The following is a 25,487-nucleotide window of genomic DNA, read 5'->3' on the forward strand; positions in this document are numbered from 1 at the left end:
AAACCTCCTCCAGATGAATCAATTTTCACTTCCCCCGTGTAAAGCTGACACAGCGCGTCGCTTTTTCAAGACCGTCGCGGCGCGCTGTCTGGCCGCATCCTGTGCGATGTCAATGAAAGGTAAAATAGGGTCAGTCGGAAGCCGGCTTCCAGTCAGGTGGCGCCATCTCGAAGCTTGAAAATTCGAAGCCGGGGGAGACCGTGCAGCCGACAAGCGTGAATTGCCCGAGGCTTTCCGCCGACTGCCACCAGTTGGCCGGAATGATCGCCTGCGGGCGCTCGCCGTTTGCCAGATCGAGGCCGAGGACCAGCCTTTCGCTGGTCTTACCATCGGCCGAGCGGTGCAAAGCAAGCGGCGCGCCGGCGTAATAGTGCCAGACCTCGGCCGCATCGTGCACCCGGTGCCAATGCGAGCGGTCACCGGCCTCGAGCAGATAGTAGATTGCAGTGGAATGGCCGCGGTCGCCGCCATTTTCGTCGCGGAAGGTCTGCACGTACCAGCCGCCTTCCGGATGCCGCTGCATGGAAAGCGTTTCGATAATCTCTTTTGCCTGCATCAGAAATTGTCCTTGCGCTTGCGGATCTCGGCGAAGACCTCGTCGTTGCTGCGGCTTTCCATCAGCAGGTGGCGGCGGATCGAGGGGTCGGCGGCGCGCAGGAAGGGATTGGTTTCCTTCTCCAGCGCCAGCGTCGTCGGGATTGTGAACTTGCCGGCGGCCCGCAACGCTTCGATATCGGCCACACGCGCCTTCAGCCGCTCGTTGTCGGGATCGATGGTCAGCGCAAAGCGGGCGTTGGAAAGCGTATATTCATGACCGAAATACACGGCCGTCTCATCCGGCAGCACGGCGAGTTTCTGCAGCGAGGCCCACATGTCGGCGGGCGTGCGCTCGAAGAGGCGGCCGCAGCCGAGCGCAAACAGGGTGTCGGCGGCAAAGAGCAGCTTGTCGTCGACGAAGTGATAGCAGATATGGCCGGCGGTATGGCCTGGTGTTTCGATGACGTTGATCGTATGGCCGGCAAACTCGAACACGTCGCCGTCGGCGACGGCGCGATCGAGACCGGGAATAGCGACAGCCTCGTTGATCGGGCCGATGATCTCGCAGCCGAATTGCTCCTTCAGCGCCAGATTGCCGTCGACATGATCGGTGTGATGATGGGTCGTCAGAATATGGCTGATGGTCCAGCCGCGGCGTTCGGCGGCCTTCAGGATCGCCTCTGTCTCCGGGGCATCGATCGATGCCGTCAGCCCGGTTTCGGGATCATGGACCAAGACGCCGTAATTGTCGGACCGGCAGATAAAAATCTCTAATTCCAATGGCTTCATGATTGAAATCGTCCTTGTCTTTTCGGTTGGTACAGAATGTAAGCCGTTCGGCCTTGAAGTCCAACGCTCGGCTGATAACATTTGTTCGATGCACGCCGATATTGTCGATCTCCGCCAGTTCTATCATTCCGAGCTCGGTCGCTTGGCGGAGCAGTCGATCGCCATGGCGCTTGCCTCCATCTGGGCGAGGATGCCCGAGGAGCGGCTTGTCGGCCTCGGCTATGCCGTGCCCTATCTCGATCGTTTCCGCGCCGATACCGAGCGCACCTTCGCCTTCATGCCAGCAGGGCAGGGGGCGGTGAACTGGCCGTTGGGCTCAGCATCGTCGACGGCGCTGATCTTCGATGAAGAACTGCCGCTCCCGGACAGTTCGATCGACCGCGTGCTGATGGTGCATTCGCTGGAATTTGCCGAAAGTCCGCGGGAGACGTTGAAGGAGCTGTGGCGTGTCTTGGCGCCCGGGGGGCGGCTTGTCATTGCCGTGCCGAACCGGCGCGGCGTCTGGGCACGCATGGAACACACGCCGTTCGGTTCCGGCCGCCCCTATTCGCGCGGTCAGCTGACCTCGTTGCTTAGGGAAACAAATTTCACGCCGGGTGCAACGGCCGAGGCACTGTTCTTCCCGCCTTCGAAGCTGCGCACCGTGCTGCGGCTGCGCCGCGCTTTCGAGCGGGTCGGGCGGACCCTGTGGCCGGCCTTTTCCGGTGTTATCATCGTCGAAGCGCAGAAGCGGCTTTATCAGGGGTTGCCTGTTGCCGTTCGCGCCTCGCGCCGCGTCTTCGTGCCGGTGCTTGCGCCACGCGGCATACCGACGACGCGTGATGGCACGTGATATGCTCGGTTGATCCCTGACACTCGACAAAACCGCGTTTCCGCATTAATGCGACGGGGTGTCACAAACCGGATTTTCCGGTCTTTCCCAAGGTCGATCCCATGAGCATGGAAATGAGCAAGCCCCTCCCGCGTCCCGGCATCCTCGATATCGCTGCCTATGTGCCGGGCAAGGAGCATGCGCCGGGCGTTGCGCGCGTGTTCAAGCTCTCCTCGAACGAGACGCCGCTCGGCGCCAGCCCCAAGGCCATCGAGGCCTTCCGCAGTGCTGCCGGCAACCTCGAGCGTTATCCGGACGGCCAGGCCAAGGAATTGCGTCAGGCGATCGCCGACGTGCATGGGCTGAATGTCGCCAACATCCTTTGCGGCAACGGTTCCGACGAATTGCTGGGCCTGCTCTGCCATACCTATCTCGATACTGGTGACGAAGGCATCATCACCGAGCACGGCTTCCTGGTCTACAAGATCCAGATCATGGCCGCCGGCGCGACGCCGGTGACGGTCAAGGAAAAAGACTGCACCGTCGATGTCGATGCGATCCTCGCGGCCGTTACCGAGAAGACCAAGATGGTCTTCATCGCCAATCCGGCCAACCCGACGGGAACCTATGTCCCGGTCAGCGAGATCCGCCGCCTGCAGGCAAGCCTGCCGAAGCACGTCCTGCTCGTGCTCGATGCCGCCTATGCCGAATATGTCCGCCGCAACGACTATGAGGCCGGCCTCGAACTCGTTTCGTCGAACCAGAACGTCGTCATGACCCGCACCTTCTCCAAGGTCTACGGCTTAGCCTCGCTTCGCATCGGCTGGATGTATGGTCCGGTGGATGTCATCGATGCGTTGAACCGGACGCGCAGCCCGTTCAACCTGAACGGCGCCGCCATTGCCGCGGGTGCCGCCGCCATTCGCGATCAGGCCTTTACGGAAACCGCCGTTGCGCACAACACGCATTGGATCGACAAGATGACGGCTGCGCTTGAAGCGATTGGCCTCAAGGTGACGCCGTCGGTCGCGAATTTCGTGCTGATCCATTTCCCCGACAGCGACGGCAAGCGCGCGGCCGAGGCGGATGATTTCCTGACGAGCCGCGGCTATATTCTGCGCGCCGTGCGGGCCTACGGCTTCCCCAATTCGCTGCGCCTGAGCATCGGCACCGAAGAGGCCAATCTCGGCGTCATCGACGCATTGACCGAATTTATGGGACGCAAGGCATGAGCAGCATCCAGTTCGACCGTATCGCGCTGATCGGCATCGGCCTCATCGGCTCTTCCATCGCCCACGACATCAAGCGCCTCGGCCTTGCCAAGGACGTGGTGATTTCGACGCGCAGCACTGACACGCTGAAGCGTGCCGAAGAGCTGAAGCTCGGCGATCGCTATACGCCGTCCTCGGCCGAGGCGGTTAAGGATGCCGATCTTGTCATCGTTTCGGTGCCTGTGGGCGCCTCGGAGAGCGTCGCCAAGGACATCGCTGCGCATCTGAAGCCGGGCGCCATCGTTACGGACGTCGGCTCGACCAAGGCGTCGGTCATCGCGCAGATGCAGCCGCATATGCCCTCCAACGTGCATTTCATTCCGGGCCATCCGCTCGCAGGTACGGAGAAATCCGGCCCGGATGCCGGCTTTCCCGGACTGTTCCGGGGCCGCTGGTGCATCTTCACGCCGGTTCCCGGCACCGATGAGGCTGCGATCAAGACACTTCGCACGTTCTGGGAGGCTCTCGGCTCGCGTGTCGACGAGATGGATCCGGAGCATCACGACAAGGTGCTGGCGATCGTCTCGCATCTGCCGCATCTCATTGCCTATAACATCGTCGGCACCGCCGATGATCTGGAGACGGTGACCGAATCGGAAGTCATCAAATATTCCGCTTCCGGCTTCCGCGACTTTACTCGCCTTGCCGCGTCCGATCCGACCATGTGGCGCGATGTGTGTCTGCACAATCGCGATGCGATCCTCGAGATGCTGTCGCGCTTCTCCGAGGATCTGGCCTCGCTGCAACGGGCCATCCGCTGGGGGGACGGCGACAAGATCTTCGAACTGTTCACGCGTACGCGCGCCATTCGTCGCTCGATCGTCGAAGCAGGCCAGGACGTCGACGTGCCTGACTTCGGCCGCCATGCACTGGATGCGAAGGAATAGGCATTTTCACGCAAGGGAGGGGCGCTCATGATCGTCAGACGCGGGCGCTCCGAAGACCTGACCTGGCTCGTCTCTCACGACGATGTGGGTGAGGATTGGGCCAGGCGCTGCATCTGTTATGGCGAGTATTTCGTAGCGGAGCATGATGGCGAGCTTATCGGCTTCCTGCGGTTCAGCCGTTTCTGGGGCAAGATACCCTACATGGACATGATCCGCGTGCTGCCCACGCACCGGCATGCCGGCGTCGGCACGGCTCTGTTCCTCGCCTGGGAAAGCGCCATGATCGACGAGGGCGCCGAGCATCTGATGACATCGAGCGAATGGGCGGAAGCTGAGCCGCAGGCTTGGCACCGCCGCAACGGTTTCAAGGCCGCCGGTAGCATCGACCTTCGCATCATCCAGTCGAGCCCGGAGATATTCTTCGTGAAGGATATCTCCGGCGTCCGCAAAGGATAGGCTCTCAGATCGGTGGAATCTTGCCGAGCGGGATGAAGCCGCTGAGCGAGAGACGGCCGCGATCGGCCGCCAGCGGGACGGAGACCTTGTCACCGCCATTGGCGAGCGCCTTCAGCATCTTCGTGGCCGTCTTGATGATGTTCTTGGCAGCGGGAAGCGTGGTCGTCAGGCTATCGCCCCAGGGGCCGATCTGGTTGATCTCCAGCTTGAACTGACCGGACAGTAAACCTTCATCGTCGAAATTGAAGGGGCCGGAAAGCGTCATGATGCGGCCATCGCCGATATCGATGACGGCCTGATGCAGCACGCCCGCGGTGCCGCGAAGGCCCTGGCGATCGCTGCCATCGAGCAGGCCGGCCTTGCCTGACAGCGTCACGTTGGCGCTGGTCGATGCGGTCGGCAGCGTCTGCGGAAAGTCCTTGATGACGGCATTGGCGTTTTCGACGCCGATGGCGAAATCCAGATCGCCGCCATTCTGGCTGGCATGCATCTCCGTGTGGGCAGCGGTGACATTGAGGCTCTGGCCGGTGGCGGAGGAGACGATACCGGCCTTCAGCCCTTCGATGACGGTCTGAGTCTGCGCGACGCCGCGGCCCTTGGCAACAAGGTTCGATTGCAGGTCGGCCCATTCGGCCGACACGGTCAGGCCCTCCGTCGTCCGCAACTCGGCGGGGGATTTCAGGCTCCAGCTGACGTGGTTGGGTTGAAAGACCGGTGCGGAGGCGCTGAGCCTGTCGAAATTGGTGGAGACGCCACGTGTCTGGTTGTCGACCGTCACCGTGTCGCAGGTGAGGCCAATGGAGAAGGGGAAGCCGTTGAAGGCCATGTTCTCGCATTTGCCGGCAACGCCGGCGCTGTTTTGCTGGCCGAGCGCCTTCAGGACATTGGCCCTGACGAAACTGGTCGCGTAGTACCAGCCGCCGGTATAAAGACCGGCCAGGACCACCACCAGCCCCAGAAGGATGAGCCACAGACGCTTGCCTCGACCGGTCGTTACGCTCTGGCTTGACGCTGCCATGTTGTTCTCCAATGGTTGGACTGAAGCTTCACAGTGATTTGGCGTTGGATATGGACGAATTTTGGGTGTTTGGCTACGGATCCCTCATGTGGAATCCGGGCTTTGGTTATGGAGAGCGGGCCGAGGCCCTGATTTTTGGTTATCGTCGTTCGCTCTGCGTCCGTTCCTGGGTCCATCGCGGCACGGAAGAAAACCCCGGTCTCGTCCTCGGCCTCGACCGCGGCGGCTCCTGCCGCGGCATGGCCTTTCGCGTGCCGGCCGCTTCCTGGGATGAGGTGCTGATCTATCTGCGTGAGCGCGAACTCGTCACCAACGTCTATCTGGAAAAGACCCTGCCGATCCGGCTCGCCGACGGGCGACGCGTGACCGCCGTCGCCTATGTCGTCGACCGCAACCACAGGCAATATGCCGGCTCGCTGGATGCGATCGAGGCGGCGCATGTGGTGGAAGCTGCCATCGGCCGCTCCGGCCCGAACGATGCCTATCTCTTCAATACGCTGACGCATCTGCGCGACATGGGCATCCGCGATCATTGGCTCGAAGAGGTTGCCGGCGAAGTGGAGCGGATGCGAAAGGCATCCTGAGTGTAATTCCTCGTGCCGAGACGCTTCGTGTAGGCCTAGACTGCGGCGGTAACGGGTTTTGCTTTGGCGATTTCGGCCAGACGCCGCGCCGCCGTCGGCGGGACCGGCAGGTTTGGGTTGTTGGCGATCGTTTCGACCAGCAGCTCGTCGCTTGCTCTTTCCGTCTCCTCGATCAGGCGCGCGAAAAAGGCATCCGGGTCCATGCCGGGCTCGATCGGCGGCAGGATGCGCACCTTGATATGGCCAGGATACTTGCGGAAGGTGCGGCGCGGCCAGAAGAGGCCAGGATGCATGGCAACGGCGACGACGGGGATGCCGAGATCGCGATACATGCGGGCAATGCCGTATTTATAGACCGGCTCGGCGCCCGGCGGCCGGCGCGTACCCTCAGGGTAGATGATGAGCTGGCGGCCCGTGGCAAGTTCTTCGCGTGTGCGCTTCAGGACATCGAACATGACCTTGCCGCGGGCGCTGCGATCGACCGGGATCATGCGCTGCTTACCGGCATACCAGCCGAACAATGGAATCCACATCAGCTCGCGCTTCAGGATATAGACCGGGTCGTCCAGATAGGGCAGCAGTGCGAATGTATCCCAGAAGGATTGATGCTTGGGCGCAAAGATGAAGCTGCCTTTGGGGAGATTCTCCAACCCCTCGATCTCGAAGGTGGTGCCGACGATTTTCTCCATCAGCCAGGTGCTGGATTTCGCCCATGCCTTGGGGATTGCATAGGCCGCCTTGCGTGGCATCAGGAAATAGATCGGCGTCAATACGATCATGCGAATGATCAGATTGGCATAGAAGACTGTGTTGAACAGGATCGAACGCAAGATAATCATCGAGGCTTTCCCAATGCACCGGCTTGCGCCGGCATCCGAAAATTTGCCTACACGATTACAGCGTCAATAAAAAGTCGGTGTTTGCGTGGTTTTCGCGTCTTCAGGCGCATCGCTCTCTCCGACATTCGCTCTTTGCGGGTGAAGCTCTCGATGTCATGCAAAACCGCTACGCAATCCGGCGCGGCGAGCCTCAGTCGTCGTCCTCGACCGGTTGTCGGGAACGCAGGCCTACCGGCCGCCCGAGGCCGGTCAGGTTGCGGGCGCCGGCAAGGAGGACCTTGGCATATTCCGAGATCATCGTCCGCAGCGCGTTCGGGTCCGTGAACCAGTTCTTGGTCTTCAGATCGGAGTTGACGACCGGATAGGGGATAAAGTCGGTCGAGGGATCGACATATTTCAGTTCGGCGAGGCTGCGGGGCATATGGTAGTTGTTCGTCACCACGAGAACGCTCTTATAGCCCCTGGCGTGAATCCATTTTGCCGCTTCGCGTGCATTGCCGATCGTATCGAGCGCGTCATAGCCGATATCGACACAGCAGCTGAACAGGCTTGCGGAACTCTGCGTCAGCTTGCGGATCTGCGTCGGCGTGGTGGTCGGATGCGCGCCCGATATCAGCAGGCGGTTGCCGGCACCGGTGCGCAGCAGCTCCACCGCCTGATCGATACGCTGATAGCCGCCCGTCAGCACCACGATGGCATCGGCCTTCGGGTCAAGCGGCGGCTTCAAGGTGGTGATCGAATCGGCGAAATGCAGGAAGCCGCCGAAAATGATGGCGACCAAAAAAATGAAAGCGAAGCCGCCCCAGCGCAGGAGACGGCGGAACAGGCTGCGGCGCACGGGTCTATCGCCGCGGGGTTGTGCCCGCAGCGACTGCAAACTCACGGACTTGCGAGTCGTCAGATCCATGCTCATGATTCGGTATTATACGCCAATTGCGGCAAGGAACGGGCTGGCAAACGGTAAAAAAACATCGCTGAAGCGTCAATTCTGTACGCTATCCGTCCGCCCGGGATCGGAACGGATCAGATCGATCTCGTAGATCGTGCGCATGACGGTGAATCGCGCCGTCAGCGTCGTCAGCAGCGCGATGATGATCATGGTGGCGAGAATGCCGATATAGCCAAGCGCGCCGACGGAGAAAGTTCCGAACAATGCCGTTGCCTGATCGGTCTGCGGCGTGGCGATCGTATGGCTCTGCAGAATGCCGGCTGTCGCGAAAAACAAGGCGGCGAGCGCGCTGCCGGCTCCCGACCCTTTGAGGCTGATCTTCAGGAAATGCTTCTGGAATTCATTGGCGACAAAGGTGCTTTCGGCGCCGACGAAATGCAGAACTTCGACGATATGGCGATTGCCTGACAATGCGCCACGCGTGGCGAAAACCACCGTCAGGACCATGGCGGTGAAGACGAGCAACAGGACGCCGGTGCCGATGAGAACGGTGGTATGCGCCATCGACACGAGCCGGTCGACCCAGGTGCGATGGTCGTCCAGGGTTGCCTGCGGGATCTGCGCCTTGAGCAGGCTGCGCATCGCCTCGAAGTCAGGCGGATGCGTCTCGTCGATGGTGATGATGACGAGGCGCGGAACGGGCAGTTCCTTGATATCGAGGCCGGCGCCGAGCCATGGTTCGAGCAGGCGCGCGGTGGCCGCCTCGTCGACGATCTGGCCCGATTTGGTGCCGACAAAGCTCAATGCGATATCGCGGGCGCTCGCGAGCGCCTTTTCCATGTCGAGATTGTCATCCGGCTTGATCTGAATGGTGATCTCGCGGGAAATCTGGCTCTCCCAGCTTGCCGCCGTCGAGCGCACCATGCTGACCGCGCCGAGCGTCAGGCAGGCAAGAAAGGCCATGATGGCGATGACGACGATCAGCGCATTGCCCTGAATGTTGGAGGACGGCACGATCGGTCCCGTCGGGCGCACGCGCATCTCCGGGCGCTTGCGCTCCGTAGGTGCAGCGGGCGCCTGCCGTGCTTGCGGAGCTCCGGTGTTCGGGGCTGTCCTGCGGGGGCGGGGGTCAGTCATAGATATCGAGATGCCCCCCCGATAAGATCATGCGCCTCGCCTCGATCTGGTCCATCAGGGCGAGATCGTGCGTGGCAATGACGACGGCGGTGCCGAGGCGGTTGAGTTCCAGAAAGAGATTGAGCAGGCGGCGTGCCATCGGCGGGTCGACATTGCCCGTCGGTTCGTCGGCAAGCAGGATTTCCGGGCGGTCGATGAGGGCGCGGGCGATGGCGGCGCGCTGCTTCTCGCCGCCCGAGAGAACCGGTGGCAGCACGTTGATGCGCTCGCCGAGGCCAACCCATTTCAGCAGTTCCAAAACGTCGGTGCGGTAGGAGCTTTCCTCCTTGCCGCGCACGCGCAGGGGCAGGGCGACGTTTTCGTATGTCGTCAGATGCTCGAGCAGCCGGAAATCCTGAAAGACGATGCCGACACGGCGGCGCAGCAGCGGCAGTTCATTGCGCGGGATCGAGGAGATCTCCCGGTCGAACATGCGGATCAGCCCACGCGTCGGCTGCAGCGACATGAAGAGCAGCCGCAGCAGCGTCGTCTTGCCGGCGCCGGAAGGGCCGGTCAGGAACTGGAACGATTTCTTCGGTATGTCGAAGCTCAGGTCGCGGAGGATTTCCGGACCCATGCCGTAGCGCAAACCGACGTTCTCAAAATGAATCAACGGGCAGTCCAGTCTTCCGCAGGGTTCAATCAGGCGACTTGTTAACCAATGGCATTAACAGCCGGTAAATTTTTCTGGAAAGGCGCCCCATTCATGGCGATCTTTGCGAAGCATTAACCAATAAAATTTACGACTGGGCAGGATTCGTTTCAATGCCCAGATTGGCAATGGGCGTCGAAACCATGTGGATCACCGCAACGGGAGGCCATCATGGGCGCTTTTCGCCACCGTCAACAACAGACGGGGCTGATTTATGACCTCATTCCGCCCGAACGCGGAGCGGGGTCGGGCCAGGTGCATTACGTCATGCCGAAACCCGATATCGTCGATGCCGAATTCGTGACTGTTTCCGTCCCGCGCGGGCGGGCGGCATCGGGCGTCAATATGCGTTATGGCGGGCGTGCCCAATCAAAACCGCAGCCGGTGACGCGCACGACCGCCTTCTCGCGCATCCTGTCCGTCCTGCGTGGTGTCGAGGAGGTTTTGCAGCAGGCATCGCGGCGCAGCTTCGTGGCGCTCATCGTTTGCCTCGCAATATTGATTTTCGGTCTTTCCGGCGGTTTTTCCGGCCTCTCCGGCGCGCCAGCCGATGCGGCGGCCGACCCGCTGCAGTTCTCGCATGTGACGCTGACCCCGCGGGATGAGAACGGTCTGCCCGTATTGAGATTGAATGGCATCATCGAAAATGTCAGCGGCGCCACGCTTTCGGTCCCACAGGTGCGTGCCGATCTTTTCGCCGGAGATCAGCTAGTCAGAAGCATCGTAGTGGATACGCCGGTCGATCGTCTTGCGCCGCATGAAAGCCGCGGATTCTCGACGCGATTGCAGCATCCCGGTGGAAAAACGCCGGAAGTTCGGCTTTCCTTCATGCCTTAGGGGGTGTGTCGGGCTTGCCGATTGTGCTACGGGCTACTGCATAGTTCCTTAAATCGATTTCGATTTAAGGATAAAATTATGCAGCAGATTAAAAGTGCTACAGCGACCTTTGCGCGTCATATATGACGCGCGGCGCTGTAGAGCTTGATCGGCGGCCAGGGGCCGCTTAGCCATGGAGCATGCCAATCAATGCCTGTCGTACGCGGGAAGAATATCGAGCCGCTTTTCACTGCCGAGCAGATCGCCGAGCGCAATCATGCCCTGGCGAAGGAAATCGCCAGTGGGCCGACGAAGGACCTCCTCGTCATCGCCATCCTCAAGGGCTCGTTCATTTTTGCAGCCGATTTGCTGCGGGCGCTGCATGAGACCGGGCTTGCGCCCGAAGTCGAATTCATCACCCTTTCGAGCTACGGCGCCGGCACGACGTCCCAGGGCGTGCGCATCGTCAAGGATATCGACAGCGATGTTAAGGACCGCGACGTTCTGCTGATCGACGATATTCTGGAATCGGGCCGCACGTTGCGTTTCGCCAAGGAGCTGCTCTATGAGCGTGGCGCCCGCAACGTTACGCTGGCCGTGTTGCTCGACAAGAGCGTCAAGCGTCAGGAAGAGCTGGAGGCCGATTATGTCGGCTTCGAATGCCCCGATTATTTCGTTGTCGGCTACGGCATGGATGTCGCCTACGCCTTCCGCGAACTGCCCTTCGTCGGTGTCGTCACCGGCGACGCCGAGGCCTGATCTTAAGTTAATGCAGGCGGGGCCTCCGCCTGTCTCACTCTGCTCCAACGATGACGAACCGTTAACCACGGAGCCTGATCGCCTGTCCCTTGTTTACCTATCGCAAACGGAATTCTGGTGATTTCGGTCGCGGAACATGACGGACCAGGAGCACGGACCATGGCAAAAATTCTGATCACGGAAGACGAAGATTCGCTTCGCACCTTCGTCGCCCGCGCGCTGCGCTTGGACGGTCACGAGACCGAAGAGGCAGCCGATGGCGCGGAAGGCTTGGAGAAACTGAAGCAGGGCGGCTACGACCTGCTGCTGTCGGATATCCGCATGCCCGTGATGGATGGCATCGAACTTGCCCATCAGGCGCATTCGACCTGCCCGGGGATGAAGATCCTGCTGATGACGGGCTATGCGGAGCAGCGCGAGCGCGCTGACGACCTCATGGAAAAGATCGTCGACGTCGTCGCCAAGCCCTTCGCGCTGCCCGATATCCGCAAGGCTGTTGCGCGGGCATTGGCTGCCTGACATCGATTTCTGGTCAGCACGGTTGTTCCCGTGCTGGCTCCATTCTGGTCATATGCGGATAGCTTCAAAGCAGCATTACTGACCCAAATTCAGCAAACGTTCCAGATAGCGCCGTTCTTCGCTCAGCGTGGGATTGTTGCTCAATCGTTCGCGAATGGCATCGAGAATTTCGCGAGCGCGCTGGGCGTCGATGATCTTCGGCACCATGTCCCTATCGGGCGCATCCAAGGGGCCATCCCGTAGCCGGCCGAGCGGATCACGGCCGTTTTGACCGCCCTGGCCCATCTGTCCCGGCATCTGGCCTTGGCCCTGACCCTGACCCTGACCTTGGCCCTGCTGCTGCATCTGGGCCATGAGCTGGTTCATCATCTCGCGGGTGCCCTTGCGCAGGGCATCCAGCGCGCGTCCCTGGCCCTGGACGGCGCCTTCGCCATTGCCCTCGGCAAGCTGGCCTGAGGCGCCCTTCATTTCCTGCTGCGCCTTGCCGTAATTCTGGTTCGGCTTCATGCCCAGAGAGCCAAGGTTTTTCTGCAGTTCGCCGAGCTGCTTGCCGAGATCCTCCTGCTGCTGGCGCAGCTGCTTCAGCGCGTCACGCAGCTGATCGGCCGTCATGTTGTCGGTGGGGTCCTTGCCCTTCTGGCCTTGCTGGTTCTGGCCTTGCTGCTGATCCTGCTGGCCCTGATTGCGCTGGCCCATATCCGGACGCATCGGGTCGTTAAGGCCGGGCATGGGCTGATCCATCAGGCCATCGCCGTCCTCGTTGGGATCGCCGCGCTGCATGCGGTCGCGCATGGCCTGATCGAGCTTGAAGGTCTGATCCATCAGCTTTTGCTGATCGCGCATGATGCGGCCGAGCTTGTCCATCTGCTCGCGCATCTTGTCGTTGGCCTGGTTCTGCTGTTGCTGTCCGGGCTGCGGCCGCCCGGCCTGGAGGCTGTTCATCAGCTGCTGCAGCTCGGAAAGCATCTGCTGCGCGGCCTGGCGGTCGCCGGAGCGGGCGAGATTCTCGATCTGATCCATCATGCGCTGCAGGTCCTGCTGGCGCAGGATATTGGCGGAGCGCTGGTTCGGCTGTGCCGGCATGTTGCGCATACGCTCGGCCAGTTCCTTCATGTAGGCGTCCATCGCCTTGCGCAGCTCGTCGGTGAGCTTCTTGATCTCGGCGTCGGAGGCGTTGCGCTGCAGCGCGTCGGAAAGCTTCTGCTGGGCGTCGCGCAGCGCTTTTTCCGCATCGGTCAGCTGTGCGTCCTCCATGCCGAGCGCGATCTGCCAGAGATAGTCGGCGGTATCCTTCAGCGAGGCCTCGTTGCTTGCGAGCTTCATCCGCGTCAACGCGGATTTGATTGCGAGATAATTGCCGAGATCGGGGATTGTTTCTTCCGGTCGGATGGTCAGCGACTTGTTGAGTTCGATCGCCTCCGGCATCTTCCGCGTGTCGAGCGCAAAGACCTGGCGTTCTTCCGCAACGGCTGCGGCAAGCGGCTGGCTGAAATTGCGGGACGGCAATACCATCTCATAGGGCGCGCTGCGGCCGGTCTGGCCGGCACCGTCCTTGGCGACGAGGGTGATGCGGACGCGCTTGCCGGCAAGCGGATCCTGCGTCAGATCGTGGCTCGCCAGACCCTTGCCATTGCGGCGGTCGCGACGCGGAAGCTCCAGCTTGTATTCGGGCAAGCCATATAGGGGTTTGGCGGCCGGATCGGATTCCACCGGCACGATCTCGGCATGGGCTTCCTCGACGCCATAATCATCCTTGACCTTGAAGCCGAGTTCCAATGCGCTGCCGGTCGTCGCATGCGGAATGCCGTCGAAGGTGATCTCCGGCGGCTTGTCGACAACCACATTGAAGGACCAGGACTTGCCGTTGACGGTCAGTTCGCCGCCCTTTTCAAGCTTGAGAACATGGGTGCGGGCAACCATTCCGTCCGCGGCCGGGATATTGCCGGTGCCGTTTGCTGCCGGCGGCACGGCAGGAGGCGTTGCAGGCTTCGCGCCGGCAGGGCCTTGCTTATCGGCATCAGCGGTCTGCTCGGGGATTTCGACGCTCTTTTCCGCGCCAGCCGCCTGGAACAGCACTTTCTCATCCGTCGCAGCACCCGAAACACGCACAGTGAGCTCGGAGAATTGCGGTACGTTCAGGCTATTGCCGGCATTGTCGACATTGCCTGTCAGATAGACCGGCGCTTCGCCGGTGTAATAGGGTGGGGTAACCCAGGCGTCGACACGGACATCCGGGTTGCTCGATGTCGAGGTCGATGCCGTGAAGGCATCACTGAGCGCGCCGCCGCTATTGGACATGGAAAAGCTGAAGGCCGTTACCAGCAGCAATGCTGGGATGGCGCGCAATGCGAAGCGATCGTAGCGCGTGATATCCGGCCTCGGCAGACCGGCATCCAGGGCGGCGATGCGTTCGGCCATGCGCGTCTGGTGTTCGCGCCAGAGCGCGCGGGCAAAAGGGGTGTCGAGCGCCGGTTCGTCTTCCTGCACCGTGACAGGCTGGTGGGCGAGACCATTGCGCTCCTCCAGCAGTCGGTCCGCCTCGATGGTGTTCGGCCAGCGCAGGCGGCGCAGCGGATAGAGGGAGACGGCGAAGCCGACTGCGAAGACGGCAAGCAGCAGAAAGCGCAGAGCATCCGGTGCAATGCGGAAAATGCCGAACCAAGCGAAGGACAGGAACAGGGCCAGAATGGATGCCGGCAACAGCAGCCGTGGCAGAAGCTGTTCGCTGACGAGCACCAGCCGCGCGAAGAGACGTTTGACCGCAACCATGCGCGCCAGCGCCGGACGGGTGGCGAAAGCGCCCTTCTTAGGGTTGCTGGGGCTGGTCATCGGTCCGGTTTTCTCCCGATCTGACGTTGATGGCTAGTGGCCCGTTGGAAATGGCCGGACATCCCACATGTCCGAACTTGCGGCGCCCGGCGAGACGCCATTTCATCAAAGATAACATTCTTTGTGGCGAAGACGAGGGCAGTGGGCGCCAAAGGCTGTTTTTTCATCGGACTTCGCTGAAACGTGATCGGGTAGGGCGGCTATTCTACCGTCCCGCCCGAAATACATGGATTGAAGCCGATTACCCTTCGAGCCAGGCCGGGATGGAATCCAGGCCGATCAGATCCTCGTAGGTCGCGCGCGGGCGGATGACGTGGAATTCTTTACCCTTGACCAGCACTTCGGGAACCAGAAGCCGGCTGTTGTAGGTGCCGGCCTGCACGGCGCCATAGGCGCCAGCCGAACCGACGGCCAGGAGATCGCCGGGCTTCGGCAGTGCCATCTCGCGGTCGAGTGCCAGATAATCGCCCGTCTCGCAGACCGGGCCGACCACATCGGCCTTGATGCGCTTGACATCGGCAGCACTCGTCACAACCGGGCGGATCTCGTGATAGGCTTCATAGAGCGTCGGCCGTATGAGATCGTTCATGGCGCCATCGACGATGACGAAGCTCTTGTCGCCGCCATCCTTCACATAGATGACCTCGGTCACGAGAATGCCGGCATTGCCGACGATCAGGCGGCCGGGTTCGGTGACGATCTGGCAATTGAGGCCGCGCAGCTGGTTCTTGACGATCTCGGCATAGGCATCCGGCAGTGGCGGCGGATTGTTGTCGTCGTGATAGGGAATGCCGAGGCCGCCGCCGATATCGACGTGATGGATGTCGTGGCCGTCTGTGCGCAAAGTTTCCACGAGGTCGCGCAGCAGCTTGAAGGCGTCGTCGAACGGCTGCAGCTCTGTGATCTGGCTGCCGATATGCATGTCGATGCCGGTGACCTTGATCCCAGGCAGGCTAGCGGCGCGGTCATAGACGGCGCGGGCGCGTTGCCAGGAGATGCCGAACTTGTTTTCCTTCTTGCCGGTCGAAATCTTCGCATGGGTGCGGGCATCGACATCGGGATTGATGCGGAAGGAGACCGGGGCGACCTTGCCGGCGCGGACGGCGCGCTGGTTCAGCACCTCCAGCTCCGGCTCGGATTCGACGTTGAAGCAGTAGATGCCGGCTTCCAACGCCACGTCCATTTCCTGCGCCGTCTTGCCGACGCCGGAAAACATGATGCGGCTTGCCGGAATGCCTGCGGCCAGTGCGCGGCGCAGTTCGCCGACGGAGACGACGTCGACACCGGCGCCGAGGCGGCCGAGCGTCTTCAGCACCGCCTGATTGGAATTGGCCTTCATGGCGTAGCAGACCATGGCGTCGACATCGCCGAAGGCTTTCGCGAAGACGCGGTAGTGGCGTTCGAGCGTTGCCGTCGAATAGACGTAGAAGGGTGTGCCGACCGCCTTGGCGATCTCGGGAACAGGGACATCCTCGGCGTAGAGGATGCCGTCACGATACTGAAAATGGTTCACGGCCGATGCCTAATCAGAGAAGCGGATCGAGGAAGAACTTCTTGTCCGGAGAGGGCTCTTTGGTCGGCTTGGAAACGTCGCCACCCTTGGTCGCATGAGCACTCGGCGGATCGAGAGGGCCTTTGCGGCCACATCCGACGACGGCAAGGCCGACGACCGAAAGCACGACGGTCAGGCGGATGATGTGCGGCATGTTGATCTGCATCGAAATCCTCTTGGGCGACAAAACGCGAAAGCCACTCTTATTAGCGAAGTTTCCGTGTCTTGTGCACCCTGATTGTTGAAGTGCGTTTTCGTCAGTCTTTTCAGTTGCGAGCGCGCCAGAAGGCGATCTGCTTGCGCACTTCCGAGGGCGCCGTGCCGCCGAAGCTCTTGCGGCTGGCAACGGAGGCTTCGACTGTCAGCACATCGAAAATCTTGTCGGTGATATCGGGATGGATTGCCTGCAGGTCTGCAAGCGAGAGCTCCGCCAGCTCGCAGGACTTGCTTTCGGCAAGCGCCACGGCGCGTCCGGTTACGTGATGGGCGTCACGGAACGGCAGGCCTGCCTCGCGCACAAGCCAGTCGGCGAGATCGGTGGCGGTCGAATAGCCTGAGCCGGCGGCAGCCTTCATGCGGGCGGTGTTGATCGTCATGTCGCGCATCATGCCGGTCATGGCGGCAATCGCCAGTTCCAGGCTCTCGGCGGCGTCGAAGACCTGTTCCTTGTCTTCCTGCATGTCCTTGGAATAGGCGAGCGGCAGACCCTTCATGATAGTCAGCAGCGCCACCAGCGAGCCGTTGATGCGGCCGGTCTTGGCGCGCACAAGTTCGGCCGCATCCGGGTTCTTCTTCTGCGGCATGATCGAGGAGCCGGTAGAGAAGGCGTCGGAGAGGCGCACGAAACCGAACTGCGGCGTCGACCAGATGACGATCTCTTCGGCAAGCCGCGACAGGTGCACGCCGGCGATGGCAGCGATCGACAGGAATTCGAGGGCAAAATCGCGGTCGGAGACGGTATCGATCGAATTGCGGGTCGGCTCGCGGAAGCCGAGGGCCTTGGCCGTCATGTGGCGATCGATCGGGAAGCCGGTGCCGGCAAGGGCCGCGGCGCCGATCGGCGATTCGTCCATGTGCTCGATAGCGTGGCGGACGCGCGAGCGGTCGCGGCCGAACATCTCGACATAGGCCATGCAATGATGGCCGAAGGTGACGGGCTGCGCGGTCTGCAGATGGGTGAAGCCGGGCATGACGGTTTCGGCATGTTCCTCGGCGCGGTCGAGGAAGGCTGCGATCAGCTCGGTCAGCGCCTGCTCGCACTTCTGCAGCTCTTCCTTGACCCACAGGCGGAAATCGAGCGCCACCTGGTCGTTGCGCGAGCGGGCGGTGTGCAGGCGGCCGGCGGCCGGGCCGATCAAGGTCGCAAGCCGCGCCTCGATGTTCATGTGGATGTCTTCCAGGCGGCGCGAAAACTCGAAATTGCCGCTCTCGATCTCTGACAGGATCGTGTTCAACCCGTGAACGATCTTGTCTTTATCCTCGGTTGAAATGATGCCTTGATTGGCGAGCATGCTCGCATGCGCGATTGAGCCGCGGATATCCTGGGCAAACAGCTTCTTGTCGAAATCGATCGAGGCATTTATCTCCTCCATGATCGCCGCGGGGCCGGAAGCAAAACGCCCGCCCCACATCTGGTTGGAGGATTTGGTGTCCGTGCCGTCAGTCATGAGATGCCCACCTGGAGAATGAAATGACAGCAAAGAAGCCGTTCGGTCTGCCGTCCATGAAACTCGTTATGCTTGCTGCCGTCGCCGGGGTTATTGCCGGTGCGGCAGCGGTATACGTGAAGGAGGCAGGGTATGGCAATGGCATTGGTGAAACGGCCTCGGCCGATCAGTGCGGGACCGCCAGAGATCGCGCGGCTGCGCTGACGCCCTTTACCAAGGGCCAAGTGGCCGCCATGAGCGTGCCGCCGGCGCCGATCTCGCTTCAGGGCGTTTCCTTCAAGGGAGCTGACGGGCAGCCGCTGTCGATCAGCAGTTTCGCCGGCAAGACTGTGCTCCTGAATGTCTGGGCGACATGGTGCGTACCGTGCCGCGAAGAAATGCCGGCGCTGAATGCGCTTGAGAAGAGCGTCGGCAGCGACAAGTTCGAGGTGGTTGCCGTCAATATCGATACCGGCGACGACGAAAAGACCAAGGCCTTTCGTGCGGAATATGCGATCGACAAGCTTGGCTACTATCGCGACAATACGATGGGCGTGTTCAACGTACTGAAGAAGCAGGGGCTGGCCTTCGGTTTGCCGGTGACGCTGCTCATCGACAACAAGGGCTGCCTGCTATCGGCCATGAATGGGCCGGCCGTCTGGGACAGCGAGGATGCCAAGAACCTGGTGAAGGCCGCAACGGCGCTGTAACGCGTTCGTTCGTCCCGGCCGTCAGGCGTCAAGATCTGGCATGGATCGAAGCAAGGTCATCCTCGGGTAAGCCCCAGTTGAGAGGCTGGAATCACCCCAGGCACTTTTTGAAAATCGATCCAGATGAACCAGTCTCCTGCGCATGCTTCAGCCGATGCATCAGCGGCTCCCCATGTCTTGGCTCAGGCCGAGGCCCTGGCGGGTGCCGGTCGTTATGAGGACGCCATCCAGCTATTGCTATCGGCCCGCGAGCTTGTCAGCCGCGAACCGGTCATGTGCAATATGCTGGGATTTCTGCTGCTGCAGGTCGGCAGGCCGCAGGACGCGGCCCTGTGGTTCGAGGCGGCGCTTGGTCTCAAGCCCGATTATATTCAAGCGATATCCGGTCTCGGCACGGCATATCAAAGCAGTGGCGACCTTATCCGGGCGCTGCGGTGTTACGACAAAGTGGTTGCCGCGCAGCCGGACGACGCGGCATCCTGGTACCATCAAGGGTTCGTGCTTCAACAGCTGGGGCGGTCGGTCGAGGCGCTTTCGAGCCTTGATAAGGCGATCTCTCTCAAAAGCGACTTTAGTCCGGCCATTGCCAAGCGCCTGGAGGTCATCGAGTCGCTGAGCAATATGCCGGAGGCTATGCAGGCAGCCTTGCGCAGCTGCCATCAGTCGCCCGACGATGTGAGATCGTGGTCGCAACTTGGCGATCTTCTCCAGAAATACCGCGATTTCGACAAGGCGATCGCAGCCTATGACAAGGGATTGTCGCGCTTTCCCAATGATTTCCGCTGCCTCTGCAACAAGGCGCAGGCGCTGGAGGCGATGGGGCGCTACCGCGAAGCCCTGATGACGGCCCAACAGGCGCTGCGCGTCGAACCGAGCGACCGCGATGCGCTGGTGCTTTGCGGCAAGCTCGAACTCAGGTTCGGAAATCCGGCGGCCGCGCATGTTTGTTTTCAAATCGTTGCCGAGATGGGTGTGGTTCGCAATTACCCGGCGGCGAAGAAGCCTGCCAAGTTTCGAACGCTCCTGCTCTTCTCGCCCGAGGCCGGCAACACACCCTACGAGGATCTGATCAGAGATAGCTGCTTCGATACCGAAGTGCTCTTTGTCCTGCGCAATTATCGCAACGATCCGCAGGACTGCAGCGATCGGGTCGATGTCGTCGTCAATCTCGTCTCGGAAACCGATTTCGGGCTTGATGTCATGGCGTCCGCCATCGATGTCGCCGATTCCCTGCACAGGCCCGTCGTCAATCATCCGCGGCTGATGCTGGCGACGGATCGCGAATCCATCTCGCGGCGTCTGGCCGGCGTTGCGGACGCAGTCATGCCGACGACCGTTCGGATCGAGGCCAAGGATTTGCGGCGGCGCGTGCGTGATGGCGATACCAGTGCCTTTCCATTGATCGTGCGTCATGCGGGCAAGCATGGCGGCGATATGATGGAACTGGCCAGGGATGCCGACGCATTGCTGCGCTTTGCCGAGGAGGCTGGAGAGCAGACCCTCTATCTGACGGATTTCGTCAACTACAGCTCACCCGATGAGCTGTTTCGCAAATATCGCTTCATCTTCGTCGGAGACCAGATCCTCCCCTATCATCTCGCCATCGGCGATGGCTGGAAGGTGCATCATGCCTCGACGCGCATGGCCAGTGTCGAATGGATGCGCAGGGAGGAGGAGGGGTTTCTCAATGAGCCCGAATGCGTCTTCGGAGCGAAAGGCATGGCTGCCCTTGATGCCATCCGCCGCCAGATCGGGCTCGATTATTTCGGTATAGACTGCTCGCTCGATTCCGAGGGCAAGGTGGTGATCTTCGAGGTCAACGCGTCGATGCTGATCCACCTTCACAATGCGGGCTTCGAATACAAGACGCCGCATGTACACAGGATCAAACAGGCGTTCGAGCTGCTTCTGGAGCGGCGGGCGAACGAATACCGTTCCCGGATTTCGGCGGCTGGCGCACCTTGGACGCGGAGCGCATAGGCCCGCTGACCGATTTTAATTTCTGATGACGTGATGCTTGACGATTACCGCGTCGGGACGGGCACTTCGCCGCGGTAGTCGTAGAAGCCGCGGCCGGACTTGCGGCCGAGCCACCCGGCTTCGACATATTTCACCAGCAGCGGGCAGGGGCGATACTTGGAATCGGCGAGCCCGTCATGCAGCACCTGCATGATCGAGAGGCAGGTATCGAGGCCGATGAAGTCGGCGAGCTGCAAAGGGCCCATCGGATGGTTGGCGCCAAGCCGCATGGCAGTGTCGATGGCGTCGACGGTGCCGACGCCTTCATAGAGCGTGTAGATCGCCTCGTTGATCATCGGCAGCAGGATGCGGTTGACGATAAAGGCAGGGAAATCTTCGGCGACGGTAATCGTCTTTTCCAGCGAGGAGACGTAGTCCTTGGCTGCGGAGAAAGTCGATTCGTCGGTGGCGATACCGCGCACCAGCTCCACGAGCTTCATGACCGGAACCGGATTCATGAAGTGGATGCCCATGAAACGTTCCGGGCGGTCGGTGGCGGAGGCAAGACGGGTGATCGACAGCGACGAGGTATTGGTAGCAAGCAGCGCTTCGGGCTTCAGCACCGGGCATACCTGCGCATAGATCTTGCGCTTGACGCTTTCATCTTCCGTCGCGGCCTCGATGGCGAGGTCGACCTGGGCGAGATCGTTGAGGTCGGCAGAGCCGGTGATGCGGGAGAGCGCTGCCTTGCGTTCCTCGTCCGTCATCTTGCCGGAAGCGACGTGACGGGCAAGATTGCCGTTGATGGTGGCAAGTCCGCTTTCGATGCGATCCTGCGAGAGATCGTAGATATGGACCTTGTAGCCGGCCATGGCGGATACATGGGCAATGCCGCAGCCCATCTGGCCCGCGCCGATAATCCCGATCGTCTTCAGCGAACTCATTGCCAACTCCCCGGCGCGCTCCTGGCGATGCGCTATGCTCTTAATTCAAATTTGCCGGGCCATTTCTAGCCCGGCAAAGATTGATAGACCTATAAAAGACGATTTTCCAGTCTCTCGCAACTGCGAGAAACCTAATCGGCGCGATCAGAGCGCCTTTTGCAATTCCGGCAGGGCTTCGAAGAGGTCTGCGACGAGGCCGTAGTCGGCGATCTGGAAGATCGGGGCTTCCTCGTCCTTGTTGATGGCGACGATGACCTTACTGTCCTTCATGCCGGCCAGATGCTGGATGGCGCCGGAGATGCCGCAGGCGATATAGAGCTGCGGGGCGACCACCTTGCCGGTCTGGCCCACCTGCCAGTCGTTCGGCGCATAGCCGGCATCGACGGCAGCGCGCGATGCGCCGACGGCAGCACCGAGCTTGTCGGCAACCGGAAGGATGACTTCCTTGAATTTTTCCGCCGAGCCGAGCGCACGGCCGCCCGAGATGATGATCTTGGCAGAGGTCAGCTCCGGACGATCCGAAGACGACAGCGCATCGCCGACGAAGGTGGAAAGACCAGGATTGGCGGCCGCAGACACCGTCTCGACCGAAGCCGAACCGCCTTCGCCAGCCGAGGCGAAGGAGGCGGTGCGCACAGTGATCACCTTCTTGGCATCGGTCGACTGCACCGTCTGGATGGCATTGCCGGCATAGATCGGCCGCTTGAAGGTGTCGGCGGACACCACTTCGATGATCTCAGAGACTTGGGCGACGTCGAGCAGGGCGGCGACGCGCGGCAGCACGTTCTTGCCGACCGAGGTCGCAGCGCCGATGATGGTGTCGTAGGAGCCGGCGAGCGATACGATGAGGGCTGCCAGCGGCTCGGCCAGATTGTTGGCAAGGCTAGCGTCCTCGGCAACCAGCACCTTGGAGGCACCGGACAGTTTTGCCGCCTGCTCGGCTGCAGCCTTGGCGCCCGCGCCGGCAACGAGAACGTGAACGTCGCCGCCGATTTTTACGGCCGCCGTCAGCGCCTTGGCGGTCTGGTCGGAGAGATGGGCATTGTCGTGATCAGCCAGAAGAAGAATGGCCATGATGTCTAACTCCTCGTTCGGACTGGTTTAAAGCACGCCGGCTTCGGTCTTGAGCTTTTCGACCAGCTCGGCAACCGACTTGACCTTGACGCCCGCCTTGCGGCCACCCGGCTCTTCCGTCTTCAAGACCTTCAGGCGCGGCTCGGTCGACACGCCGAAATCGGCCGGCGACTTCTTGTCGAGCGGCTTCTTCTTGGCCTTCATGATGTTCGGCAGCGAAGCGTAACGCGGTTCGTTGAGGCGCAGGTCCGACGTAACGACGGCCGGAAGCTTGACCTCGATCGTCTGCAGGCCGCCATCGACTTCGCGCGTCACCTTGGCGCTACCATCACCGATCTCGATCTTCGAGGCGAAAGTTGCCTGGGCGGAGCCGAGCAGGGCTGCCAGCATCTGGCCGGTCTGGTTACTGTCGTCATCGATCGCCTGCTTGCCGACGATGATGAGGCCCGGCTGTTCGGCGTCTGCAACACCCTTCAGGATCTTGGCAACGGCGAGCGGCTCGACTTGATCGTCGGTCTCGACCAGGATGGCGCGATCCGCACCCATGGCGAGCGCCGTGCGCAGCGTTTCCTCGGCCTTGGCCGGCCCGATCGATACGACCACGACTTCCTCGGCCTTGCCGGCTTCCTTCAGACGCAGCGCCTCTTCAACCGAGATCTCGTCGAACGGGTTCATCGACATCTTCACGTTCGACAGCTCAACGCCAGAACCATCCGGCTTCACGCGAATCTTGACGTTGTAGTCAACTACCCGCTTAACGGGGACGAGAATCTTCATGGAATCCTTCCTTCAACATGACCGCCCGAGAACATGCGCTGTTTAGCGCCATTCCATTTGTCGAATGGCGACATGGATACGCGTTTTTTTCCCAATTACAACGCTTCCAGGCCGCCGAGAGACGAATTGCTTAAAAGGCATAAATAACGTTTACGTCAACGTCAATATGTATGCCTTCGGTGATCGAATTCGCGCTGCTATCGATTCTTGCCGGGAACCCAGAGAACATCGGCCTGGCCACGATCATTGGCATGCCGTGCTGCAACAAACAGAAAATCGGAGAGGCGATTGATATATTTCAGCGCGGCCGGACTAACGCGTTCGCCCTCGCTGCGCGATAACGCCACCATGAGGCGCTCGGCGCGTCGGGCGATCGTGCGGGCAAGGTGCAGGTGGGCGGAAGCCGGGCTGCCGGCGGGCAGGACGAAGGATCGCAACGGTTCGAGATCGGCGTTGAGCCGGTCGATGTCGTGTTCGAGGCGTTCGACTTGATGGTCGACAATGCGCAAGGGCTCGTAGGCCGGCGGCTCATCGGTTTCCGGCGTCGAAAGATCGGCGCCGAGATCGAAGAGATCGTTCTGGATCCGTATCAGCATGGCGTCGATCTCCGGCATGTCCGACGTATGCAGCCGGGCGACGCCGATGGCGGAATTGGCCTCATCGACCGTGCCGTAGCTTTCGACGCGCAAATCGTGTTTCAGCCGCCTCGGGCCGGCTGCAAGGCCTGTCGTGCCGTCGTCGCCGGTTTTGGTATAGATCTTGTTGAGCTTGACCATCGTCTTCCAGTGGTTAGGCCGGGCGGCCGCCGCCCGTCAGCCAGAGCGTCAGCATGATCAGGATGACCGCGACAGCCTGCAGCAGCACGCGCAGCTGCATCAGCCGGTTCGAAAGGTTCGGGTTGTCGCCTTTCATCATGTTCAGCAGGCCGTGAATGAGAACGATCGCGACAAGTCCCATGACAATGATGGCGGCAACATAGGTAACGGTCGACATGGCTCCTCCACCCTTGTCTTCAGAATGGCCCGGCGTTCCAACGGAAGCTCCAAGTCACTCAATGTCATCACTTCAAGCAATCCCGAGCGGAAAAGGCGCTGCGCGCTTGTCCTGGGTTGCTCTAATCCAGCCGGCGCATCAGACGATAGAAAAGGTTAGCCGGCAATAGCCTTTTCAGAAGAACACCCTGCTTGGCGGGCGTCGTGACCAGATAATGCGGGCGTGGATTGCTCACGTTCAAAGCGGATTTTAGCACATCATAGACCGCTTCCGGGCCTAATTTATGTTTATTGATCGGGCCTGATCCATCAAGCCGTTTCAGCTGCCTGCGGTATTCCACCGCATGGGGCGAGCCTTCGAGGTCGATGTGCTCGTTGATCTTGGCGAGCGCATTGGCGGTAAAGCGCGTCGCGATCGGGCCGGGCTCGATGAGGCTCACATGGATGCCGCTATCCTGCAGCTCCATTCTGAGCGTGATCGTCAGCCCTTCGAGGGCGAATTTCGAGGCGGTATAGGCGCCGCGGAAGCGATAGGGAACCAGCCCGAGAATGGAGGAGCAGTTGACGATGCGGCCATGGCCCTGTTTGCGCATCAGCGGCAGGATCTGGCGGGTCAGCTCGTGCCAGCCGAAGAAATTCGTCTCGAACTGTTCGCGCAGCACATCGGTCGTCAGATCTTCTACCGCGCCCGGCTGCCCATAGGCGCCATTGTTGAAGAGGGCGTCGATGCGGTCGCCCGTGCGCTCGCGCACCGTCGCCACGGCGGCGGAAATGGTCTCGGACTTCGTATAGTCGAGGAGCAGCGCTTCGATGCCGTCGGCTGTGAGGGGCACGAGGTCTTCCGGCTTGCGCACGGTTGCAAAGACGCGCCATCCGTCGGCTTTCAGCGCCCGTGCGCAATAAGCGCCGATGCCGGAGGAGCAACCAGTGACGAGGATCGTGCGTTGTTCCGTCATGGGAAGATGATTCCTGTACAAACCGGAACTCGTTTCCCATATTCA

Annotated in this window: 27 protein-coding genes; 10 read left to right on the top strand and 17 right to left on the bottom strand. The window is 61.1% G+C overall.

The annotated features are described in order from the left end of the window. Window positions 1–130: 130 nt before the first annotated feature. Entirely contained in the window at window positions 131–556 is a 426-nt protein-coding gene (locus GA0061103_RS29275; protein ID WP_092717690.1) for a cupin domain-containing protein, read from the bottom strand. Beyond that, on the bottom strand, window positions 556–1,326 hold the full coding sequence (gloB, locus tag GA0061103_RS29280) for a hydroxyacylglutathione hydrolase (protein ID WP_092717693.1): 771 nt from the start codon (window positions 1,324–1,326) through the stop codon (window positions 556–558). The genes GA0061103_RS29275 and gloB overlap by 1 nt, the downstream gene beginning before the upstream one ends. An 88-nt stretch (window positions 1,327–1,414) precedes the next feature. Between gloB and GA0061103_RS29285 the strand changes: the two genes are divergently transcribed. From GA0061103_RS29285 to GA0061103_RS29300, 4 genes are all read left to right on the top strand, one after another. Beyond that, window positions 1,415–2,158 carry a class I SAM-dependent methyltransferase gene (locus tag GA0061103_RS29285; protein ID WP_092717925.1) on the top strand — a complete coding sequence of 248 codons (744 nt, stop codon included), beginning with the start codon at window positions 1,415–1,417 and terminating at the stop codon, window positions 2,156–2,158. Between the two features lie 101 nt (window positions 2,159–2,259). Continuing rightward, window positions 2,260–3,369: a histidinol-phosphate transaminase gene (gene hisC, locus GA0061103_RS29290; protein ID WP_092717695.1), complete on the top strand. Its 1,110-nt coding sequence runs from the start codon at window positions 2,260–2,262 to the stop codon at window positions 3,367–3,369. Next, entirely contained in the window at window positions 3,366–4,295 is a 930-nt protein-coding gene (locus tag GA0061103_RS29295; RefSeq protein ID WP_092717699.1) for a prephenate/arogenate dehydrogenase family protein, read from the top strand. The genes hisC and GA0061103_RS29295 overlap by 4 nt, the downstream gene beginning before the upstream one ends. Window positions 4,296–4,322: 27 nt before the next feature. Further along, the gene (locus GA0061103_RS29300) at window positions 4,323–4,751 is read left to right on the top strand and encodes a GNAT family N-acetyltransferase (protein WP_092717702.1); all 429 of its coding nucleotides are present in this window, start codon (window positions 4,323–4,325) and stop codon (window positions 4,749–4,751) included. A gap of 4 nt (window positions 4,752–4,755) precedes the next feature. Here GA0061103_RS29300 and GA0061103_RS29305 read toward each other — a convergent pair whose 3' ends face one another. Continuing rightward, window positions 4,756–5,769, bottom strand: coding sequence for a DUF2125 domain-containing protein (locus tag GA0061103_RS29305; RefSeq protein ID WP_092717705.1), 1,014 nt, complete (start codon window positions 5,767–5,769; stop codon window positions 4,756–4,758). A gap of 11 nt (window positions 5,770–5,780) precedes the next feature. Here GA0061103_RS29305 and GA0061103_RS29310 point away from each other — a divergent pair, with 11 nt between their 5' ends. After that, window positions 5,781–6,353, top strand: a complete 573-nt coding sequence (locus GA0061103_RS29310; protein ID WP_092717709.1) for a gamma-glutamylcyclotransferase — start codon at window positions 5,781–5,783, stop codon at window positions 6,351–6,353. Between the two features lie 35 nt (window positions 6,354–6,388). Here GA0061103_RS29310 and GA0061103_RS29315 read toward each other — a convergent pair whose 3' ends face one another. The 4 genes from GA0061103_RS29315 to ftsE form a co-directional block, all read right to left on the bottom strand. Next, window positions 6,389–7,192 carry a lysophospholipid acyltransferase family protein gene (locus GA0061103_RS29315; protein ID WP_092717711.1) on the bottom strand — a complete coding sequence of 268 codons (804 nt, stop codon included), beginning with the start codon at window positions 7,190–7,192 and terminating at the stop codon, window positions 6,389–6,391. 190 nt (window positions 7,193–7,382) lie between these two features. Beyond that, a complete protein-coding gene (locus GA0061103_RS29320; protein ID WP_092717714.1) occupies window positions 7,383–8,105 on the bottom strand; it encodes a YdcF family protein in 723 nt (240 codons plus the stop codon). A gap of 69 nt (window positions 8,106–8,174) precedes the next feature. Next, window positions 8,175–9,122 (bottom strand): cell division protein FtsX, encoded by a 948-nt coding sequence (locus GA0061103_RS29325; RefSeq protein ID WP_092717718.1) that lies wholly within the window; start codon window positions 9,120–9,122, stop codon window positions 8,175–8,177. Window positions 9,123–9,210: 88 nt separating this feature from the next. Beyond that, a complete protein-coding gene (gene ftsE / locus GA0061103_RS29330) occupies window positions 9,211–9,870 on the bottom strand; it encodes a cell division ATP-binding protein FtsE (RefSeq protein WP_047630762.1) in 660 nt (219 codons plus the stop codon). Between the two features lie 210 nt (window positions 9,871–10,080). Between ftsE and GA0061103_RS29335 the strand changes: the two genes are divergently transcribed. The 3 genes from GA0061103_RS29335 (at window position 10,081) to GA0061103_RS29345 (ending at window position 12,003) form a co-directional block, all read left to right on the top strand. Next, complete coding sequence (locus tag GA0061103_RS29335) at window positions 10,081–10,746, top strand: hypothetical protein (RefSeq protein ID WP_092717721.1); 666 nt, start codon at window positions 10,081–10,083, stop codon at window positions 10,744–10,746. Window positions 10,747–10,935: 189 nt separating this feature from the next. Continuing rightward, complete coding sequence (gene hpt / locus GA0061103_RS29340; RefSeq protein ID WP_075853764.1) at window positions 10,936–11,484, top strand: hypoxanthine phosphoribosyltransferase; 549 nt, start codon at window positions 10,936–10,938, stop codon at window positions 11,482–11,484. A 159-nt stretch (window positions 11,485–11,643) separates the two neighbouring features. Next, window positions 11,644–12,003 (top strand): response regulator, encoded by a 360-nt coding sequence (locus GA0061103_RS29345; protein ID WP_069612925.1) that lies wholly within the window; start codon window positions 11,644–11,646, stop codon window positions 12,001–12,003. A gap of 75 nt (window positions 12,004–12,078) precedes the next feature. On the opposite strand, the gene GA0061103_RS29350 is transcribed toward GA0061103_RS29345, so the two are convergent. From GA0061103_RS29350 to argH, 4 genes are all read right to left on the bottom strand, one after another. Further along, on the bottom strand, window positions 12,079–14,832 hold the full coding sequence (locus GA0061103_RS29350; RefSeq protein WP_092717725.1) for a TIGR02302 family protein: 2,754 nt from the start codon (window positions 14,830–14,832) through the stop codon (window positions 12,079–12,081). Window positions 14,833–15,073: 241 nt separating this feature from the next. After that, a complete protein-coding gene (gene lysA / locus GA0061103_RS29355; RefSeq protein WP_092717728.1) occupies window positions 15,074–16,345 on the bottom strand; it encodes a diaminopimelate decarboxylase in 1,272 nt (423 codons plus the stop codon). Between the two features lie 13 nt (window positions 16,346–16,358). Beyond that, window positions 16,359–16,550, bottom strand: a complete 192-nt coding sequence (gene lptM / locus GA0061103_RS29360; protein WP_092717731.1) for an LPS translocon maturation chaperone LptM — start codon at window positions 16,548–16,550, stop codon at window positions 16,359–16,361. Between the two features lie 100 nt (window positions 16,551–16,650). Continuing rightward, on the bottom strand, window positions 16,651–18,051 hold the full coding sequence (gene argH, locus GA0061103_RS29365; protein WP_092717734.1) for an argininosuccinate lyase: 1,401 nt from the start codon (window positions 18,049–18,051) through the stop codon (window positions 16,651–16,653). Window positions 18,052–18,074: 23 nt separating this feature from the next. Here argH and tlpA point away from each other — a divergent pair, with 23 nt between their 5' ends. Both tlpA and GA0061103_RS29375 read left to right on the top strand, forming a co-directional pair. Further along, the gene (tlpA, locus tag GA0061103_RS29370) at window positions 18,075–18,740 is read left to right on the top strand and encodes a thiol:disulfide interchange protein TlpA (RefSeq protein ID WP_092717737.1); all 666 of its coding nucleotides are present in this window, start codon (window positions 18,075–18,077) and stop codon (window positions 18,738–18,740) included. Between the two features lie 123 nt (window positions 18,741–18,863). Further along, window positions 18,864–20,720, top strand: coding sequence for a tetratricopeptide repeat protein (locus GA0061103_RS29375; protein WP_092717738.1), 1,857 nt, complete (start codon window positions 18,864–18,866; stop codon window positions 20,718–20,720). 44 nt (window positions 20,721–20,764) lie between these two features. Here the strand turns inward: GA0061103_RS29375 and GA0061103_RS29380 are convergent, their stop codons facing one another. From GA0061103_RS29380 to GA0061103_RS29405, 6 genes are all read right to left on the bottom strand, one after another. After that, a complete protein-coding gene (locus GA0061103_RS29380; RefSeq protein ID WP_092717741.1) occupies window positions 20,765–21,643 on the bottom strand; it encodes a 3-hydroxybutyryl-CoA dehydrogenase in 879 nt (292 codons plus the stop codon). A gap of 144 nt (window positions 21,644–21,787) precedes the next feature. Beyond that, window positions 21,788–22,717, bottom strand: coding sequence for an electron transfer flavoprotein subunit alpha/FixB family protein (locus tag GA0061103_RS29385; protein WP_092717744.1), 930 nt, complete (start codon window positions 22,715–22,717; stop codon window positions 21,788–21,790). Between the two features lie 27 nt (window positions 22,718–22,744). Next, window positions 22,745–23,494, bottom strand: coding sequence for an electron transfer flavoprotein subunit beta/FixA family protein (locus GA0061103_RS29390; protein WP_092717747.1), 750 nt, complete (start codon window positions 23,492–23,494; stop codon window positions 22,745–22,747). Window positions 23,495–23,691: 197 nt separating this feature from the next. Beyond that, complete coding sequence (locus GA0061103_RS29395) at window positions 23,692–24,270, bottom strand: cob(I)yrinic acid a,c-diamide adenosyltransferase (protein ID WP_092717749.1); 579 nt, start codon at window positions 24,268–24,270, stop codon at window positions 23,692–23,694. Window positions 24,271–24,283: 13 nt separating this feature from the next. Continuing rightward, window positions 24,284–24,487, bottom strand: coding sequence for a twin transmembrane helix small protein (locus GA0061103_RS29400; protein WP_092717751.1), 204 nt, complete (start codon window positions 24,485–24,487; stop codon window positions 24,284–24,286). 121 nt (window positions 24,488–24,608) lie between these two features. Beyond that, window positions 24,609–25,442, bottom strand: coding sequence for an SDR family oxidoreductase (locus GA0061103_RS29405; protein ID WP_092717753.1), 834 nt, complete (start codon window positions 25,440–25,442; stop codon window positions 24,609–24,611). Between the last annotated feature and the right edge of the window lie 45 nt (window positions 25,443–25,487).

This window comes from Martinezella multihospitum, assembly GCF_900094585.1.
GTDB classification, from domain to species: domain Bacteria; phylum Pseudomonadota; class Alphaproteobacteria; order Rhizobiales; family Rhizobiaceae; genus Rhizobium; species Rhizobium multihospitium.